The following is a 15,159-nucleotide window of genomic DNA, read 5'->3' as shown; positions in this document are numbered from 1 at the left end:
GCAGTGAACCACACCGATACCGTCACCACCGTGCTCGTCGCCAACCGCGGCGAGATCGCCCGCCGGGTGTTCGCCTCCTGCCGGCGCGCCGGCCTCGGCACCGTCGCGGTGTTCTCCGACGCGGACGCCGGCAGCCCCCACATCGCCGAGGCCGACGCCGCGGTGCGCCTGCCCGGCACCGCTCCCGCCGACACCTACCTGCGCGGCGAGGCGATCATCGCCGCCGCCCGCGCGGCGGGGGCCGACGCGATCCACCCGGGTTACGGGTTCCTCTCGGAGAACGCCGAATTCGCGCGGGCGGTCCTCGACGCGGGGTTGACCTGGATCGGGCCGGGCCCGGACTCGATCGCCCGGATGGGTTCGAAGGTCGAGGCCAAGAAGATCATGGCCGACGCCGGTGTGCCGGTGCTGGCCGAGCTGGACCCTGCCGCGGTGACCGAGGCCGACCTGCCCGTGCTGATCAAGGCGTCCGCCGGGGGCGGCGGCCGCGGCATGCGGGTGGTCCGCGACCTGGCCGAGCTGCCCGACCAGCTCGCCGCGGCCCGGCGCGAGGCGCAGTCCGCGTTCGGCGATCCGACGGTGTTCTGCGAGCGCTTCCTCGAAACGGGCCGGCACATCGAGGTGCAGGTCCTCGCGGACCGGCACGGGACCGTGTGGGCGGTGGGGGAGCGGGAGTGCTCGATCCAGCGCCGCCACCAGAAGGTGGTCGAGGAGGCGCCGTCGCCGCTCGTCGAGGCCACGCCCGGGATGCGGGAGCGGCTGTTCGCGGCGGCCCGGCGCGCCGCGCAGGCCATCGACTACGAGGGCGCGGGCACCGTCGAGTTCCTCGCGACCGGGGCGAGCGAAGCGACGGGGAATGTCACCGGGGCGAGCGGAGCGACGGGGAATGTCACCGGGGCGAGCGAAGCGACGGGGAATGTCACCGGGGCGAGCGAAGCGACGGGGAATGTCACCGGGGCGAGCGAAGCGACGGGGAATGTCACCGGGGCGAGCGAAGCGACGGGGAGCTCGGCGGACGGCGAGTTCTTCTTCCTCGAGATGAACACCCGCCTGCAGGTCGAGCACCCGGTCACCGAGTGCACCACCGGCCTCGACCTCGTCGATCTGCAGTTGCAGGTCGCCGCCGGCGCCCGCCTCGACCCCGAACCCCCGCCGGCGAGCGGACATTCGATCGAGGTGCGGCTCTACGCGGAGGACCCGGCGCAGGACTGGCGGCCGCAGTCCGGCACGGTGCACCGTCTCGCGCTGCCCGGCCGCGTCGCCGCGTTCGAGGTGCTGCGCGAGCCCGGGCTGCGCCTGGACTCCGGCGTCGAGGACGGCTCGGCGGTGGGCGTGCACTACGACCCGATGCTCGCCAAGGTGATCTCGTACGCCCCGACCCGGGGCCGCGCGGCGCGGATGCTCGCGACGTCGCTGGCCCGCGCCGAGGTGCACGGCCTGCGCACCAACCGGGACCTGCTGGTGAACGTGCTGCGGCATCCCGAATTCCTCGCCGGCAACACCGACACCGCCTTCTTCGACACCCACGGGCTCGACACGCTCGCCGCGCCGCTCGCCGACGCCGGGGCCGAATCGCTGTCCGCGCTCGCCGCGGCCCTGGCGGACGCCGCCGCCCACCGCGCGGCCGCGACGGTCGCCCGCGGCCTGCCGAGCGGCTGGCGCAACCTGCCGTCGCAGCCGCAGGTCAAACGGTACGAGGGCGACCGCGGTGCACACGAGGTGCGGTACCGGCTCACCCGGTCCGGGCTGATCGCCGATGACCATCCCGGCGTCGTCCTCGTCGCGCACACCGAGCGCCGGGTGGTGCTCGCGATCGACGGCGTGCACCGCCAGTTCGACGTAGCGCGCTACGGCGACGCGGTGCATGTGGACTCGTCGCTCGGCCCGGTACGGCTGCGCGCGATCCCCCGGTTCGTCGAACCCTCCGCCCACGTCGCCGCGGGTTCGCTGCTCGCCCCGATGCCCGGCTCGGTGATCCGGATCGGGGCCGCGGTCGGCGATGCGGTCACCGCCGGGCAACCGGTCCTCTGGCTCGAGGCGATGAAGATGGAACACATCGTCAAGGCCCCCACCGCGGGCGTGCTCACCGAGCTGCCCGTCGCCGTCGGCACCCAGGTCGAACTGGGCGCCGTGCTGGCCGTCGTCACCCCCGCCGAGTCCGGCGAACCGTCCGCCCCGGCCGACATCGAGGAGTAACCATGAGCGTCATCGAAACCGACGAGCAGAAGCAGCTGCGCGCCGCGGTCGCGGGCCTGGCCAAGCGCTACAACTACGTCGACTACGTGCTGCCGAAGGCCCGCAAGGGCGAACCGCTGACCGAGCTGTGGCGCGAGGCCGCCCAGCTCGGCTTCCTGGGCGTGAACCTGCCCGAGGAGTACGGCGGCGGCGGGGCCGGCATCTACGAACTCGCCCTGGTCCAGGAGGAACTCGCCGCGCAGGGCTGCGGGCTGCTGCTGGTGGTGGTCTCGCCGGCCATCTGCGGCACCATCATCGCCAAGTTCGGCACCGACGAGCAGAAGCAACGCTGGCTGCCCGCGCTCGCCGACGGCTCGAAGATCATGGCGTTCGGCATCACCGAGCCCGACGCCGGCTCGAACTCGCACGAGATCACCACCGTCGCGCGGCGCGACGGGGAGGACTGGATACTGCGCGGCAGCAAGATCTACATCTCCGGTGTGGATCAGGCCGACGCGGTGCTCATCGTGGCCCGCACCGAGGACGCGAAGAGCGGCAAGCTGCGGCCGGCGCTGTTCATCGTCCCCACCGACGCGGACAATTTCGTCAAGACGCCGATGGAGATGGACATCGTCGAACCGGACCGCCAGTTCACCCTGTTCCTCGACGACGTGCGCCTGCCGGCGGACGCGCTGGTGGGGGAGCCGGACGCCGCGCTGATGCAGCTGTTCGCCGGCCTGAACCCCGAGCGGATCCTCGGCGCGGCGATGGCCGTGGGCATGGGCCGCTACGCGCTGGACGCGGCGGTGCGGTACGCCAACGAACGGACCGTGTGGAAGTCGCCGATCGGGGCGCACCAGGGCATCGCGCATCCGCTCGCGCAGTGCAAGATCGAGCTCGAACTGGCCAAGCTGATGATGCAGAAGGCCGCGGTGCTGTACGACAGCGGCGACGACTTCGGCGCCGCCGAGGCCGCGAACATGGCCAAGTACGCCGCGGCCGAGGCCAGCATCAAGTCGCTCGACCAGGCGATCCAGACGCACGGCGGCGGTGGGCTCACCCGCGAGTACGGGCTTGCCGCGATGCTCGGCGCGGCGCGGATCGCGCGGGTGGCGCCGGTGAGCCGGGAGATGATCCTCAACTTCGTGTCCCAGCACTCGCTGGGCCTGCCCCGGTCGTACTGAGGGGAGCGCCGGTGTCCGAGACGTTCGTCCGGTACGACGTGAGCGAGGGATTCGCCACCCTGACTCTCGACTCGCCGCACAACCGCAACGCGATCTCCGCCAGGCTCGTGGCGCAGCTCCGGCAGGGCCTCGCCGACGCGGCCGCCGACGACGGGGTCCGCGCGGTCGTGCTCACCCATGAGGGCGGCACCTTCTGTGCCGGCGCCGACCTGAGCGAGGCGAGCACCGCGGAGGGCGGCGCCGCGGCGGCGGCTGCCGCCCGGACGCGGGAGATGACGGCGGTGCTGCGGTCGATCCTGGAGCTGCCCAAGCCGGTGATCGGGCGGGTCGACGGGCACGTGCGCGCCGGCGGCATGGGGTTGGTCGGCGCATGCGACCTCGCCGTCGCCGGGCCCCGGTCGACGTTCGCGTTGACCGAGGCCCGGCTGGGGCTGGCGGCGTCGATCATCTCGCTGACGGTGCTGCCACGGCTCACCTCCCGTGCCGCGAGCCGCTACTTCCTCACCGGTGAGCGGTTCGGGCCGGAGGTGGCAGCGGCGATCGGCCTGGTCACCGTCGAGACCGACGATCCGCAGGCGTCGGTGGGGGAGATCCTCGCCCAGCTGCGGGAATGCTCGCCGCAGGGGCTCGGCGAATCCAAGCGGCTCACCACGATGCGGATGCTCGCCGACTTCGACCGGTACGGTGACGAGCTGGCGGAGCAGTCGGCGCGGCTGTTCGGCTCCGCGGAGGCGGTCGAGGGGATGACCGCGTTCCTGCAGAAGCGGCCGCCGTCGTGGAGCCGGTCGTGACACGGTCCGTAAAACGGTCAGGGTTGACTGGATAGTGGTGGGTGTACGACAGTGGCTGTCATGAAACTCGGCATCCAGCCCGACTACGCGGGTGACTTCCGGCAGGTCGTCGACGAGATCGTCGAACTCGAATCGGTGGGGCTCGACATCGCATTCGTCGCCGAGGCCTACAGCTTCGACGCCTTCAGCCAGCTCGGCTACCTGGCCGCGCGCACCTCGACGGTGCAGCTCGGCACGGGCGTGGTGCCGATCTACACCCGCACGCCGTCGCTGCTCGCGATGACGGCCGCCGGCATGGACTACGTCTCCGGCGGCCGCTTCGTGCTCGGCCTCGGGGCGTCCGGCCCGCAGGTGATCGAGGGCTTCCACGGCGTGCCGTACGACGCGCCCCTGCAGCGGACCCGCGAGGTCGTCGACATCTGCCGGGCCGTGTGGCGGCGCGAGAAGCTCGAATACGCCGGCCGCAAGTACACGATCCCGCTGCCGACCGACCGCGGCACCGGGCTCGGCAAGCCCCTCAAGCTCATCAATCAGCCGGTTCGCGAACGCATTCCGATCATGATCGCCGCGCTCGGCCCGAAGAACGTCGCCCTCGCCGCCGAGATCGCCGAGGCCTGGGAGCCGGTGTTCTTCTTCCCCGAGCACGCGCACCGGGTATGGGGCGACGCGCTCGCCGAGGGCAAGGCGAAGCGGGACCCGGCGCTCGGGGAGCTCGGGGTGGTGGTCAACGTCCAGGTCGGGATCGGGGACAACGTCGCCGAGCTGCGCGACCGCGCCCGGCCCCACCTGGCGCTGTACCTGGGCGGAATGGGCGCCAAGGGCAAGAACTTCTACAACCAGCTCGCCCGCACCTACGGCTTCGAGCGCGAGGCCGAGACCGTTCAGGACCTCTACCTGGCCGGGCGGAAGAAGGAGGCCGAGGCGGCGATCCCCGACGAGTTGATCGACGGCGTGTGCCTCGTCGGCCCGCGCAGTCACGTCGCCGAGCGCCTCGCCGCGTTCGAGGCCGCCGGAGTCACCACGATCAACATCATGGCCCTCGAGGACACCCGGGCCGGGCGCCTCGCCTCGACGGTCACCCTCCGCGAGCTGACGCGCCGGCCTGCCTAGTCTGATCGCCATGAGCAGCCCGTCCCCGGATGTCCGCCGTCGCGGCGAGCAGGAGCGCAGCCGTGCCACCCGCAAGCGGATCCTCGACGCGGCGGTGGCCGTGCTCGTCGAGCACGGTTACTCCAACGCCACCACCGTGCGCATCCAGGAGGCGGCCGGCGTGTCCCGCGGGCGGCTGCTGCACCACTACCCGTCGCGGGACGCCCTGCTCGTCGCCGCCGTGCACCACCTCGCCGCCCAGGGGGTCCAGGGCCTCGACGGCGACCATCCCTGGCCCGCCGACCCGGTCGAACGTATCGCCGCCGCGGTCGACCGGATGTGGTGGAACTTCCGGCAGCCGTACTTCTGGGCGTCGATGGAGCTGTGGCTCGCCGCGCGCGGCCACGAGGAACTTCGGGCCGAGCTGCTGCCGCTCGAACGCCTCCTGGGCCGGATGATCAAGGAGCAGACGACCGCGAACTTCGGTCCGGAGATCGCGAACCGCCCCCGGTTCGCCGAGGTGCGCGACCTGATCTATCAGGCGATGCGCGGGGCGGCCCTCGGTTACGCCATCGACCCCCGCGACCCGCTGACCGAACCCCAGCTGGCGGTGTGGCGTCGCCAGATGGAACGGGTCCTGGTGGACGACGAACCCGGGGATCCCGCCGCCGGGGGCGCGCTGCGATGACCCGGCAGCCCAAGCAGGATCGGAGCCGGGTCACGCGCCGCCGGCTGCTCGAGGCGAGCATCGACTGCCTCGCGGAGCTGGGGTGGGGCGCGACCACGGTGGGGGTGGTCGCCGAGCGGGCGGGCGTGTCCCGCGGCGCGGCCCAGCACCACTTCCCGACCCGGGAGGACCTCATCACCGCGGCGCTCGAGTTCATGTTCGACAGCCGTATGGATCTCGCCCGCCGCGACACTGTGGACCTGCCCCTGGGGGCCGCCCGTACCGAGGCCGTGGTGCGCCGGCTCGTCGACTACTACACCGGCACCCTGTTCAAGGCGGCGCTGCAGGTGTGGACGGCCGCGGCGGCCGATCCGGAACTGCGGGCCCGCATCGTCCCCCTCGAGGAACACTTCGGCCGCGTCGCCCACCGCGTCGCCGTCGAGCAACTCGGCGTGGACGAGTCCGACGCGACGGTGCACCGCATGGTGCAGGCCACCCTCGACCTCGCGCGCGGCCTCGGCCTCGCCGACGTCCTCACCGACGATTCGCGGCGCCGGGCCGAGATCGTCCGGCACTGGGCCGCGCAGCTCGACACGGTGCTCGACGCGGCCCGGCAGCGTTCGGCGGCGCAGCACCCGGCCGGTTAGGTTTGTGGCATGCCTCCCAAGCTGGCCACGGTCGCGGTCCTCGGACTCGTCGGTGCCGTCGTCGCCGGGTGCGGCTCGGACCCGGCCGAGGGCCCGGCCGGCGCGTCGCCCACCCTGCAGGTGACCGAGCCGGGCCCGTTCTTCGGCGCGTGCGGGTCGGTCACCGACGACGAGGTGGCCCGGGCCTTCGGGCTGGGGTCGTTCGTGCAGGTCACCCGCAACTCGGTGGGATGCGAGTGGGAACTCGTCGGGGCGGGCGGCCCGAGCGTGACGTTCTCCTGGTACCGCGGCAGCCCGATCGGCCGCGAACGCGCCGGTTCCGACCTGATCGGCCGGCCCGCGATCGACGTGGAGATCGACGGCAACCCGGGCTTCCAGGGCTCGGCGCAGAACGACTTCGGGCAGACCGTGCTGTGCGAGATCGGCGTGCAGTTCGGGGGCGACTTCGTGCACTGGTCCGTCACGTACGGGCTCTTCACGCCGGCCGCGGACGCGTGCGTGGTGGCCCGCGACCTGGCCGAGCTCAGCGCGGAAAGGGCACAGCGGTGAAGCGGACGACGCGGACGACGCGGGTGGCGACGCTGCCGTCGCTGCTGGCCCTGGCCGCGGTGCTCGCCGGGTGCGGCAGCACGATCGAGGGGCAGGCCGTGCCGGAGGGGGCAGGAGCGGGCGGCGCCTCCGCCGAGTTCACGCGCCTGCTCACCGAGTGCGATGCCGTCACCGACGAGCAGATCGCGGAGGCGGTCGGCGTCGAGGCGATCGAGCGCGGGTTCTTCGGGGCGATCTGCCGGTGGGACACCGCAGGTGCGGGCGCGACGGCGAAGGTCACCTTCAACTGGTTCGAGACCGGGTCCCTCGACACCGAGCGGGGGACGGCGCAACGGCTGGGATACGCGGTGGAGAACACGACCGTGGAGGGCCGGCGGGCCGTGCTGATGCGCCCGCCCGACGACCCGGCGTCCTGCGGGATCTCCGCCGGAGCGTCCACGACGGGGATCTTCGGCTGGTGGGTGCAGTACGCGCCCGGTTCGGCGCCTCCCGATCCGTGTGCGGCGGCCGTCACGCTGGCCCGACTGACCCTCGACCTCAGCAGTTGAGCCACGAGCGGACCCCCGCAGCTCGCTTTGACCTTGCGCCGCGCCGCCGGGTATCGTTGTGGGTCGTGTCCGGCATGCCCGGGCCGATCTGTGTGCCTATGCGAGGTAGTGCCGTGCGCGCGGTCTGTGGAATCACCGCAGGAGCGAGCCCCCGGCTGCCTGTGTGGGGGTACGCGACACGCCCGACCTCGTGTGCACACGAGGGGTGGGTGCGGGGCAGCGGCTCTCTTGCCCCAACCGATGGATCCCTAATTTCAGAACAGCCAAGGTTGCTCGTGCGAGCAGTCTTCAGACAACGAGAAAGCCGGTAGATGCCAACCATCAATCAGCTGGTCCGTAAGGGCCGCCGCGACAAGGCCGCCAAGGTCAAGACCGCGGCCCTCAAGGGCAGCCCGCAGCGCCGCGGTGTGTGCACTCGCGTGTACACCACCACCCCGAAGAAGCCGAACTCGGCGCTCCGGAAGGTCGCCCGCGTGCGTCTGACCAGCTCCGTCGAGGTCACCGCCTACATCCCGGGTGAGGGTCACAACCTGCAGGAGCACTCGATGGTGCTCGTGCGCGGTGGTCGTGTGAAGGACCTCCCCGGTGTCCGCTACAAGATCATCCGCGGTTCGCTCGACACCCAGGGTGTCAAGAACCGCAAGCAGGCGCGCAGCCGCTACGGCGCGAAGAAGGAGAAGGGCTGATGCCACGTAAGGGTCCCGCTCCGAAGCGTCCCCTGATCGCCGACCCGGTCTACGGGTCGCCGCTCGTCACCCAGCTGGTCAACAAGATCCTGCTGGACGGCAAGAAGTCCACCGCCGAGCGCATCGTCTACGAGGCACTCGAGCGCGCGCGCGAGAAGACCGGCACCGATCCGGTCGTCACCCTCAAGCGCGCTCTGGACAACGTCAAGCCTGCCCTCGAGGTGCGCAGCCGCCGTGTCGGTGGCGCCACCTACCAGGTGCCGGTCGAGGTTCGTCCCGGTCGTTCGACCACCCTCGCCCTGCGGTGGCTGGTCACCTTCTCGCGTCAGCGTCGTGAGAAGACCATGGTCGAGCGCCTCGCGAACGAGCTCCTCGACGCCAGCAACGGTCTGGGTGCGTCCGTGAAGCGTCGCGAGGACACCCACAAGATGGCCGAGGCCAACAAGGCGTTCGCGCACTACCGCTGGTGAGTCGATGCCGGTCGGGAGGAACCGGTATTCCCGAAATCCTCCCGGCCGGCCGTTCGCACAACTGTGTCGGTCCCTGAAGGCCGGCTGAACATCCGAGAACACTGGTCCGCACCCTAGGACCGACACGAGCTACGAGCGGGGTTACCTGTGGCACAGGAAGTGCTGACCGACCTGAACAAGGTCCGCAACATCGGCATCATGGCGCACATCGATGCCGGCAAGACCACGACGACCGAGCGCATCCTCTTCTACACCGGTGTGAACTACAAGATCGGTGAGACCCACGACGGTGCCTCGACCACCGACTGGATGGAGCAGGAGAAGGAGCGGGGTATCACCATCACCTCCGCCGCCGTGACCTGCTTCTGGAACAAGAACCAGATCAACATCATCGACACCCCCGGCCACGTCGACTTCACGGTCGAGGTCGAGCGGTCGCTGCGCGTCCTCGACGGCGCGGTCGCCGTGTTCGACGGCAAGGAGGGCGTCGAGCCGCAGTCCGAGCAGGTCTGGCGGCAGGCCGCCAAGTACGACGTTCCGCGCATCTGCTTCGTCAACAAGATGGACAAGATGGGCGCGGACTTCTACTTCACGGTCCAGACCATCATCGACCGCCTCGGCGCCAAGCCGCTGGTCCTGCAGCTCCCGATCGGCGCGGAGGACGCGTTCGACGGCGTCGTCGACCTGGTCGAGATGAAGGCCATCACCTGGCGTGGCACCGTCGAGATCGGCGCCGAGCCGACCATCGAGGAGATCCCCGCGGAGCTGGCCGACAAGGTCGCCGAGTACCGCGAGAAGCTGCTCGAGACGGTCGCCGAGAGCGACGAAGAGCTCATGGAGAAGTACTTCGGTGGCGAGGAACTCACCGTCGCCGAGATCAAGGGCGCCATCCGGAAGCTGACCGTCTCCTCCGAGCTGTACCCGGTGCTGTGCGGTTCCGCGTTCAAGAACAAGGGCATCCAGCCCATGCTCGACGCGGTCATCGACTACCTGCCGAACCCGCTCGACATCGGCGAGGTCGAGGGCCACAAGCTCGGCGACGAGGAAGAGACCCTCACCCGCAAGCCGAGCAAGGAAGAGCCCTTCTCCGCGCTGGCGTTCAAGATCGCCGCGCACCCGTTCTTCGGCAAGCTGACCTTCGTGCGCGTCTACTCCGGCCGCATCGAGCCGGGTGCCCAGGTGCTCAACGCCACCAAGGGCAAGAAGGAGCGCATCGGCAAGCTGTTCCAGATGCACGCCAACAAGGAGAACCCGGTCGACGAGGCGGTGGCCGGCCACATCTACGCGATGATCGGCCTGAAGGACACCACGACCGGTGACACCCTGTGCGCGCAGGACGCCCCGATCGTGCTCGAGTCCATGACCTTCCCGGATCCGGTCATCCAGGTCTCCATCGAGCCGAAGACCAAGTCCGACCAGGAGAAGCTGGGCACCGCGATCCAGAAGCTGGCCGAGGAGGATCCCACCTTCTCCGTCGAGCTGGACGAGGAGACCGGCCAGACCGTCATCGGCGGCATGGGCGAGCTCCACCTCGACATCCTCGTCGACCGCATGCGTCGTGAGTTCAAGGTCGAGGCCAACGTCGGCAAGCCGCAGGTGGCGTACCGCGAGACCATCACCAAGAAGGTCGAGAAGCTCGAGTTCACGCACAAGAAGCAGACCGGTGGTTCCGGCCAGTTCGCGAAGGTCATCATCGCCCTCGAGCCCTTCGTGGGCGAGGACGGCGCGACCTACGAGTTCGAGAACAAGGTCACCGGCGGCCGCGTGCCCCGCGAGTACATCCCCTCGGTCGACGCCGGTGCGCAGGACGCGATGCAGTACGGCGTGCTCGCCGGGTACCCGCTGGTGAACGTCAAGGTCACCCTGCTCGACGGCGCGTACCACGACGTCGACTCGTCGGAAATGGCGTTCAAGATCGCCGGTTCGCAGGCCCTGAAGGAGGCCGCGCGCAAGGCTGCGCCGGTCATCCTCGAGCCGCTCATGGCTGTCGAGGTCACCACCCCCGAGGACTACATGGGTGAAGTGATCGGCGACCTCAACTCCCGCCGTGGCCAGATTCAGGCCATGGAGGAACGCAGTGGTGCCCGTGTCGTGAAGGCGCTGGTTCCGCTCTCGGAGATGTTCGGTTACATCGGTGACCTGCGGTCGAAGACCCAGGGTCGCGCGAACTTCTCCATGGTGTTCGATTCCTACGCTGAGGTTCCCGCGAACGTCTCGAAGGAAATCATCGCCAAGGCGACCGGCGAGTAACCTCGGTTCCGACCCGGTCGGCTGCACGACCAAGTAAGTAACAACCGCACTGCTGCATACTGCAAGCAACAACAGTCCAGGAGGACCCTCAAGTGGCGAAGGCGAAGTTCGAGCGGACCAAGCCGCACGTGAACATCGGCACCATCGGTCACGTCGACCACGGCAAGACCACTCTGACGGCGGCGATCACCAAGGTGCTGGCCGACAAGTACCCCGAGCTGAACCAGAGCTTCGCGTTCGACCAGATCGACAAGGCTCCGGAGGAGAAGGCTCGTGGTATCACGATCAACATCTCCCACGTCGAGTACCAGACCGAGAAGCGCCACTACGCGCACGTCGACGCTCCGGGTCACGCCGACTACATCAAGAACATGATCACCGGTGCGGCTCAGATGGACGGTGCGATCCTGGTCGTGGCCGCCACCGACGGCCCGATGCCGCAGACGCGTGAGCACGTGCTGCTCGCCCGTCAGGTCGGCGTGCCCTACATCCTCGTCGCGCTCAACAAGTCCGACATGGTCGACGACGAGGAAATCCTCGAGCTCGTCGAGATGGAGGTCCGTGAGCTCCTCGCTGCGCAGGACTTCGACGAGGAGGCTCCTGTCGTCAAGGTTTCGGCCCTGAAGGCACTCGAGGGTGACCCGAAGTGGACCGAGAGCATCCTCGAGCTCATGAGCGCCGTCGACGAGTCGATCCCGGACCCGGTCCGTGAGACCGAGAAGCCGTTCCTCATGCCCGTCGAGGACGTCTTCACCATCACCGGTCGTGGCACGGTCGTCACCGGCCGCATCGAGCGCGGTGTCATCAACGTGAACGAGGAAGTCGAGATCGTCGGTATCAAGCCGACCTCGACCAAGACCACGGTCACGGGCATCGAGATGTTCCGCAAGCTGCTCGACCAGGGCCAGGCCGGCGACAACGTCGGTCTGCTGGTCCGCGGCATCAAGCGCGAGGACGTCGAGCGTGGCCAGGTCGTCGTGAAGCCGGGCACCACCACCCCGCACACGGAGTTCGAGGGCCAGGCCTACATCCTCAACAAGGAGGAGGGTGGCCGCCACACCCCGTTCTTCAACAACTACCGTCCGCAGTTCTACTTCCGTACCACGGACGTGACGGGCGTTGTGACCCTCCCCGAGGGCACCGAGATGGTCATGCCGGGCGACAACACCGAGATGTCCGTCAAGCTGATCCAGCCGGTCGCCATGGACGAGGGCCTGCGCTTCGCGATCCGCGAGGGTGGCCGCACCGTCGGCGCCGGTCGCGTCACGAAGATCATCAAGTGAGCTAGTTCTCGCTGACGTCGAACGGCGTCCACCCTTCGGGGTGGGCGCCGTTCGGCGTTTCCGTCGCCGGGGAACGAGCGAATGTATCGTTCATCTCCGTACGCCGACGAAATGCCACGTTCGCTCGGCGGCCTACCCCTGTCCGCCGGATTCGGGGTGGGCCGGATCCAGGTGCAGCAGTACCTGCGTCGCCACGCGGGCCCCGCCCAGCGCCCGGGCGGCCCGCTCGGCGGTCTCCTCGGCGCGGGCGGTGAAGTCGGCGACGTCGATGTTCGGGTCCGCGTACACCGTGACCGACAGGGTCGGCAGATGGCGTTCCACCACGGCCCGGCTGCGCGTGGCCCGCACACCGGGCAGGGCCGCGAGCTCACCGGCGACGCCGTCGGCCACCGGTCCGAGCTCCACGGCCAGGGTGGCCTCGGTGACCTCGTCGTAGAGCTGCACCCGCGACGTCCGGCGCCGGGAGAAGTTGACCGCCAGGAGCACGATCCCGATCGTCACCCCCACCGCGACGGCGGTCCACAACGCGCCCTCCCACCAGGACTGGTCCGGGATGTCGATGATGCGCGGCCGGTCCAGGCGGGCCAGCCATTCCCGGGCGAAGCGCACCTGCCACACCCAGGCCAGTGCGAAGGCCCCGGCGCCGAGGAGCGCGGCGCCCACGGCGAACGTGAGCATCCGGTTGACCAGGACGGTGCGCAGCTTCATCGCGCCGTCCTCGGCCGGTGCACCTGCACCACGAGAGCGATCGGCTCCGCGAGCAGAGCCAGATTCGGCGCCACCGCACCCCGGACCGCGGCGACCAGATCGGCGGTCGACTCCTCACCCGAGCCCACGACGCTGACGAGCGCGCGACGGCGATCGACGACGGTGCGGGCCGCGTACACACTGGGCAGTGTGGACGCGTGCGCGCTGCACATCCGGGCCAGGTCGGTCCGGCGCATCCACACCGTCGGGACCGGACCGGACACCTGCAGGGGCACGTGGGTGCGGCGCCGCGGCTTGACCGCCACCACTACGAGCACGACCCCCAGCAGCACGAGGACCGCAGCGACGGGTGCGATCCAGCTCTGCCAGTGCAGCCGGCCGAACCACTCGAAGGAGTTCCGCAGCCACGGCGCGCCCGCGTAGGTGCCGCGGACGATGAGCAGTTCCCGGGCGGCGGCGAACGCGAGCGCCAGAGCGCCCACGGCGATGAGCGCGGCCGCCGGGGCCGCGGCCGGGTGGGCCAGGGGCGGCAGCGGCGAAACGACCGGTACGGGGGCCCGGTACTCCGTCCGGGCGACGATGTCGGCCTCGGTGTACTCGACCGGCACCGCCGGCTCGCTGCGCTCGGCCGGCCCGGCGACGGACGTGGCCGCGACGAGCACGTTGAGTTCGTGCACCGGCAGGCCGGTCAGCTCGTGGAGCTGCCGGTCCACCGCGTCGTGCACACGCCGGGTCAGGGCCGCGGCGTCGTAGGGCCATTCCGCGGCGATGTACAGGTTGATCGCGACGGCGCCGCCGCCGGTGGTGACGTCGGCGCGGGGCAGGTCCCGCCCGGTGAACAGGCTCAGGCCACCGCGTTGACGAACCACACCGGGCACCTGGAGGGCGGCGGCCGCGGCGATCCGTTCGACGGCGCGGTCCTTGATGACCAGTTGGCCGCGGTGCCCGACGGGGTCGACCGTCTCGGTGGCGACCGCGTCGGCGCCGGCCTGGGCCGGCAGGGTCCTCGGGCCGGTGGGCGTGGGGTCAGCCACGGCCCCGGCTCCGCAGCAGAGCGCCCAGGTCGAGAAGCCCGTCCCGGTGGGCGCCGATCGCCATGCCGAGGGCGCCGAGCAGGATGCCGAACAGCAGGCCGCTGAAGCCCCCGAGGATGCCCGCGAGGGCCAGCAGCAGTCCCGCGAGGAGTCCGACGGCGGTGTTGCTGACAGGGGTGTGGTTCACTGGGTCACCTCACTGGTCGGGTGCTCGCCGTCGGGTGACGGGATCCGTATGTCTTCGATGGTCACATCCACGGGGACGCCCAGCAGCGGCTCGAGCCGGGCGCGGACGGCGGCCGCCACGGCGTACAGGTCGGCCGGGTACTCGACGACGATGTGCACCGCGCACGTGTCGGAGCCGAGGCGGATCCCGGTGACGCGCCGGCCCGGCAGATAGGTCGCGACCTCGCCGAACGCTCCGCCGTGGAGGTCGGCGACGCCGGGCACGGTCCGGGCGGCGGCCGCGGCGAGTTCTGCGGGCTCGGCGGGGGTGGTCATTGGACGCGGGGTTTCAGGTCGTCGGCGACACCGGTGGTCTCGTCGAACAGCACGACGTCGAAGACGGTGATATTGACCTCGGTGACCTCGAGGCCGGTCATCCGTTCGACGGCCGCGATCACGTTGTGGCGGATCGCGACGGCGAGTTCGTGCAGGGCCACGCCGTATTCGGCGACGATGCCGATGTCGATCGCGGCCTGTTTCTCCCCGACTTCCACCGCGACGCCCTGCCCGTGGTTGATCCGCGCGCCGGGAATGCGGTCCCGCAGGGCCCCGACCACGCGTGCGGTGCCCGCGCCGACGTCGTAGACGCCGCTGATCTCGCGGGTCGCGATTCCGGCGATCTTCGCCACGACCGCGTCGGCGATGATGGTGCGCCCCTGGGTGTCGACCGGTCCCGGCGCGATTCCGTTGCCGAACTGCACGCGGCTGACGCCTGCGCCGCTGTCGCTGGTCATGGGGGCTCCTCGTCGGCCTGCCGGATGAAGGTCTGTCCCCTCCGACTGTAGTAACTCCAGGCCGCCCCGGGTGCGGGGCACGCGGCTCGCATGAACGGCGCCCTGTCCGGAGGTCCCTG

General features: G+C 70.4%; 17 protein-coding genes. 12 read left to right on the top strand and 5 right to left on the bottom strand.

From position 1 onward, the window contains the following. The first annotated feature begins 3 nt into the window (after positions 1 to 3). The 12 genes from KZJ41_RS19995 (at position 4) to tuf (ending at position 12,339) form a co-directional block, all read left to right on the top strand. Positions 4 to 2,196: a biotin carboxylase N-terminal domain-containing protein gene (locus tag KZJ41_RS19995; RefSeq protein ID WP_251549460.1), complete on the top strand. Its 2,193-nt coding sequence runs from the start codon at positions 4 to 6 to the stop codon at positions 2,194 to 2,196. A 2-nt stretch (positions 2,197 to 2,198) separates the two neighbouring features. Next, complete coding sequence (locus KZJ41_RS19990; protein ID WP_006936207.1) at positions 2,199 to 3,359, top strand: acyl-CoA dehydrogenase family protein; 1,161 nt, start codon at positions 2,199 to 2,201, stop codon at positions 3,357 to 3,359. Positions 3,360 to 3,370: 11 nt separating this feature from the next. Next, entirely contained in the window at positions 3,371 to 4,150 is a 780-nt protein-coding gene (locus KZJ41_RS19985) for an enoyl-CoA hydratase family protein (protein WP_203330084.1), read from the top strand. A gap of 60 nt (positions 4,151 to 4,210) precedes the next feature. Continuing rightward, positions 4,211 to 5,260, top strand: a complete 1,050-nt coding sequence (locus tag KZJ41_RS19980; protein WP_251549458.1) for an LLM class F420-dependent oxidoreductase — start codon at positions 4,211 to 4,213, stop codon at positions 5,258 to 5,260. A 10-nt stretch (positions 5,261 to 5,270) separates the two neighbouring features. After that, complete coding sequence (locus KZJ41_RS19975; protein WP_050035584.1) at positions 5,271 to 5,927, top strand: TetR/AcrR family transcriptional regulator; 657 nt, start codon at positions 5,271 to 5,273, stop codon at positions 5,925 to 5,927. Next, entirely contained in the window at positions 5,924 to 6,553 is a 630-nt protein-coding gene (locus KZJ41_RS19970; protein WP_006936211.1) for a TetR/AcrR family transcriptional regulator, read from the top strand. The genes KZJ41_RS19975 and KZJ41_RS19970 overlap by 4 nt, the downstream gene beginning before the upstream one ends. A gap of 9 nt (positions 6,554 to 6,562) precedes the next feature. Further along, positions 6,563 to 7,102 carry a DUF3558 domain-containing protein gene (locus tag KZJ41_RS19965; RefSeq protein WP_006936212.1) on the top strand — a complete coding sequence of 180 codons (540 nt, stop codon included), beginning with the start codon at positions 6,563 to 6,565 and terminating at the stop codon, positions 7,100 to 7,102. Next, entirely contained in the window at positions 7,099 to 7,650 is a 552-nt protein-coding gene (locus KZJ41_RS19960; RefSeq protein ID WP_006936213.1) for a DUF3558 domain-containing protein, read from the top strand. Before KZJ41_RS19965 ends, KZJ41_RS19960 begins: the two co-directional genes overlap by 4 nt. A 311-nt stretch (positions 7,651 to 7,961) precedes the next feature. Further along, positions 7,962 to 8,336, top strand: coding sequence for a 30S ribosomal protein S12 (gene rpsL, locus KZJ41_RS19955; RefSeq protein ID WP_003937662.1), 375 nt, complete (start codon positions 7,962 to 7,964; stop codon positions 8,334 to 8,336). Continuing rightward, the gene (gene rpsG / locus KZJ41_RS19950; RefSeq protein WP_003937663.1) at positions 8,336 to 8,806 is read left to right on the top strand and encodes a 30S ribosomal protein S7; all 471 of its coding nucleotides are present in this window, start codon (positions 8,336 to 8,338) and stop codon (positions 8,804 to 8,806) included. Before rpsL ends, rpsG begins: the two co-directional genes overlap by 1 nt. 147 nt (positions 8,807 to 8,953) lie before the next feature. After that, a complete protein-coding gene (gene fusA / locus KZJ41_RS19945; RefSeq protein WP_006936214.1) occupies positions 8,954 to 11,056 on the top strand; it encodes an elongation factor G in 2,103 nt (700 codons plus the stop codon). Positions 11,057 to 11,148: 92 nt separating this feature from the next. Beyond that, a complete protein-coding gene (tuf, locus tag KZJ41_RS19940) occupies positions 11,149 to 12,339 on the top strand; it encodes an elongation factor Tu (RefSeq protein WP_006936215.1) in 1,191 nt (396 codons plus the stop codon). Positions 12,340 to 12,471: 132 nt separating this feature from the next. Here tuf and KZJ41_RS19935 read toward each other — a convergent pair whose 3' ends face one another. From KZJ41_RS19935 to KZJ41_RS19915, 5 genes are read right to left on the bottom strand one after another with little or no spacing between them, the layout of a single operon-like run. Beyond that, positions 12,472 to 13,047 (bottom strand): hypothetical protein, encoded by a 576-nt coding sequence (locus KZJ41_RS19935; protein ID WP_050035582.1) that lies wholly within the window; start codon positions 13,045 to 13,047, stop codon positions 12,472 to 12,474. After that, positions 13,044 to 14,081 carry a DUF6286 domain-containing Asp23/Gls24 family envelope stress response protein gene (locus tag KZJ41_RS19930; RefSeq protein ID WP_050035581.1) on the bottom strand — a complete coding sequence of 346 codons (1,038 nt, stop codon included), beginning with the start codon at positions 14,079 to 14,081 and terminating at the stop codon, positions 13,044 to 13,046. The genes KZJ41_RS19935 and KZJ41_RS19930 overlap by 4 nt, the downstream gene beginning before the upstream one ends. After that, positions 14,074 to 14,268, bottom strand: a complete 195-nt coding sequence (locus KZJ41_RS19925) for a hypothetical protein (protein WP_003937668.1) — start codon at positions 14,266 to 14,268, stop codon at positions 14,074 to 14,076. The genes KZJ41_RS19930 and KZJ41_RS19925 overlap by 8 nt, the downstream gene beginning before the upstream one ends. Beyond that, a complete protein-coding gene (locus tag KZJ41_RS19920; RefSeq protein WP_029545019.1) occupies positions 14,265 to 14,582 on the bottom strand; it encodes a hypothetical protein in 318 nt (105 codons plus the stop codon). Before KZJ41_RS19920 ends, KZJ41_RS19925 begins: the two co-directional genes overlap by 4 nt. Then, a complete protein-coding gene (locus KZJ41_RS19915; RefSeq protein ID WP_006936221.1) occupies positions 14,579 to 15,040 on the bottom strand; it encodes an Asp23/Gls24 family envelope stress response protein in 462 nt (153 codons plus the stop codon). Before KZJ41_RS19915 ends, KZJ41_RS19920 begins: the two co-directional genes overlap by 4 nt. Positions 15,041 to 15,159 lie beyond the last annotated feature (119 nt).

The organism is Rhodococcus sp. 11-3, from assembly GCF_023704055.1.
GTDB lineage: Bacteria > Actinomycetota > Actinomycetes > Mycobacteriales > Mycobacteriaceae > Rhodococcus > Rhodococcus aetherivorans.
Note: the sequence above shows the minus strand (reverse complement) of the source record. Positions and strands in the feature narration are given on the sequence as shown.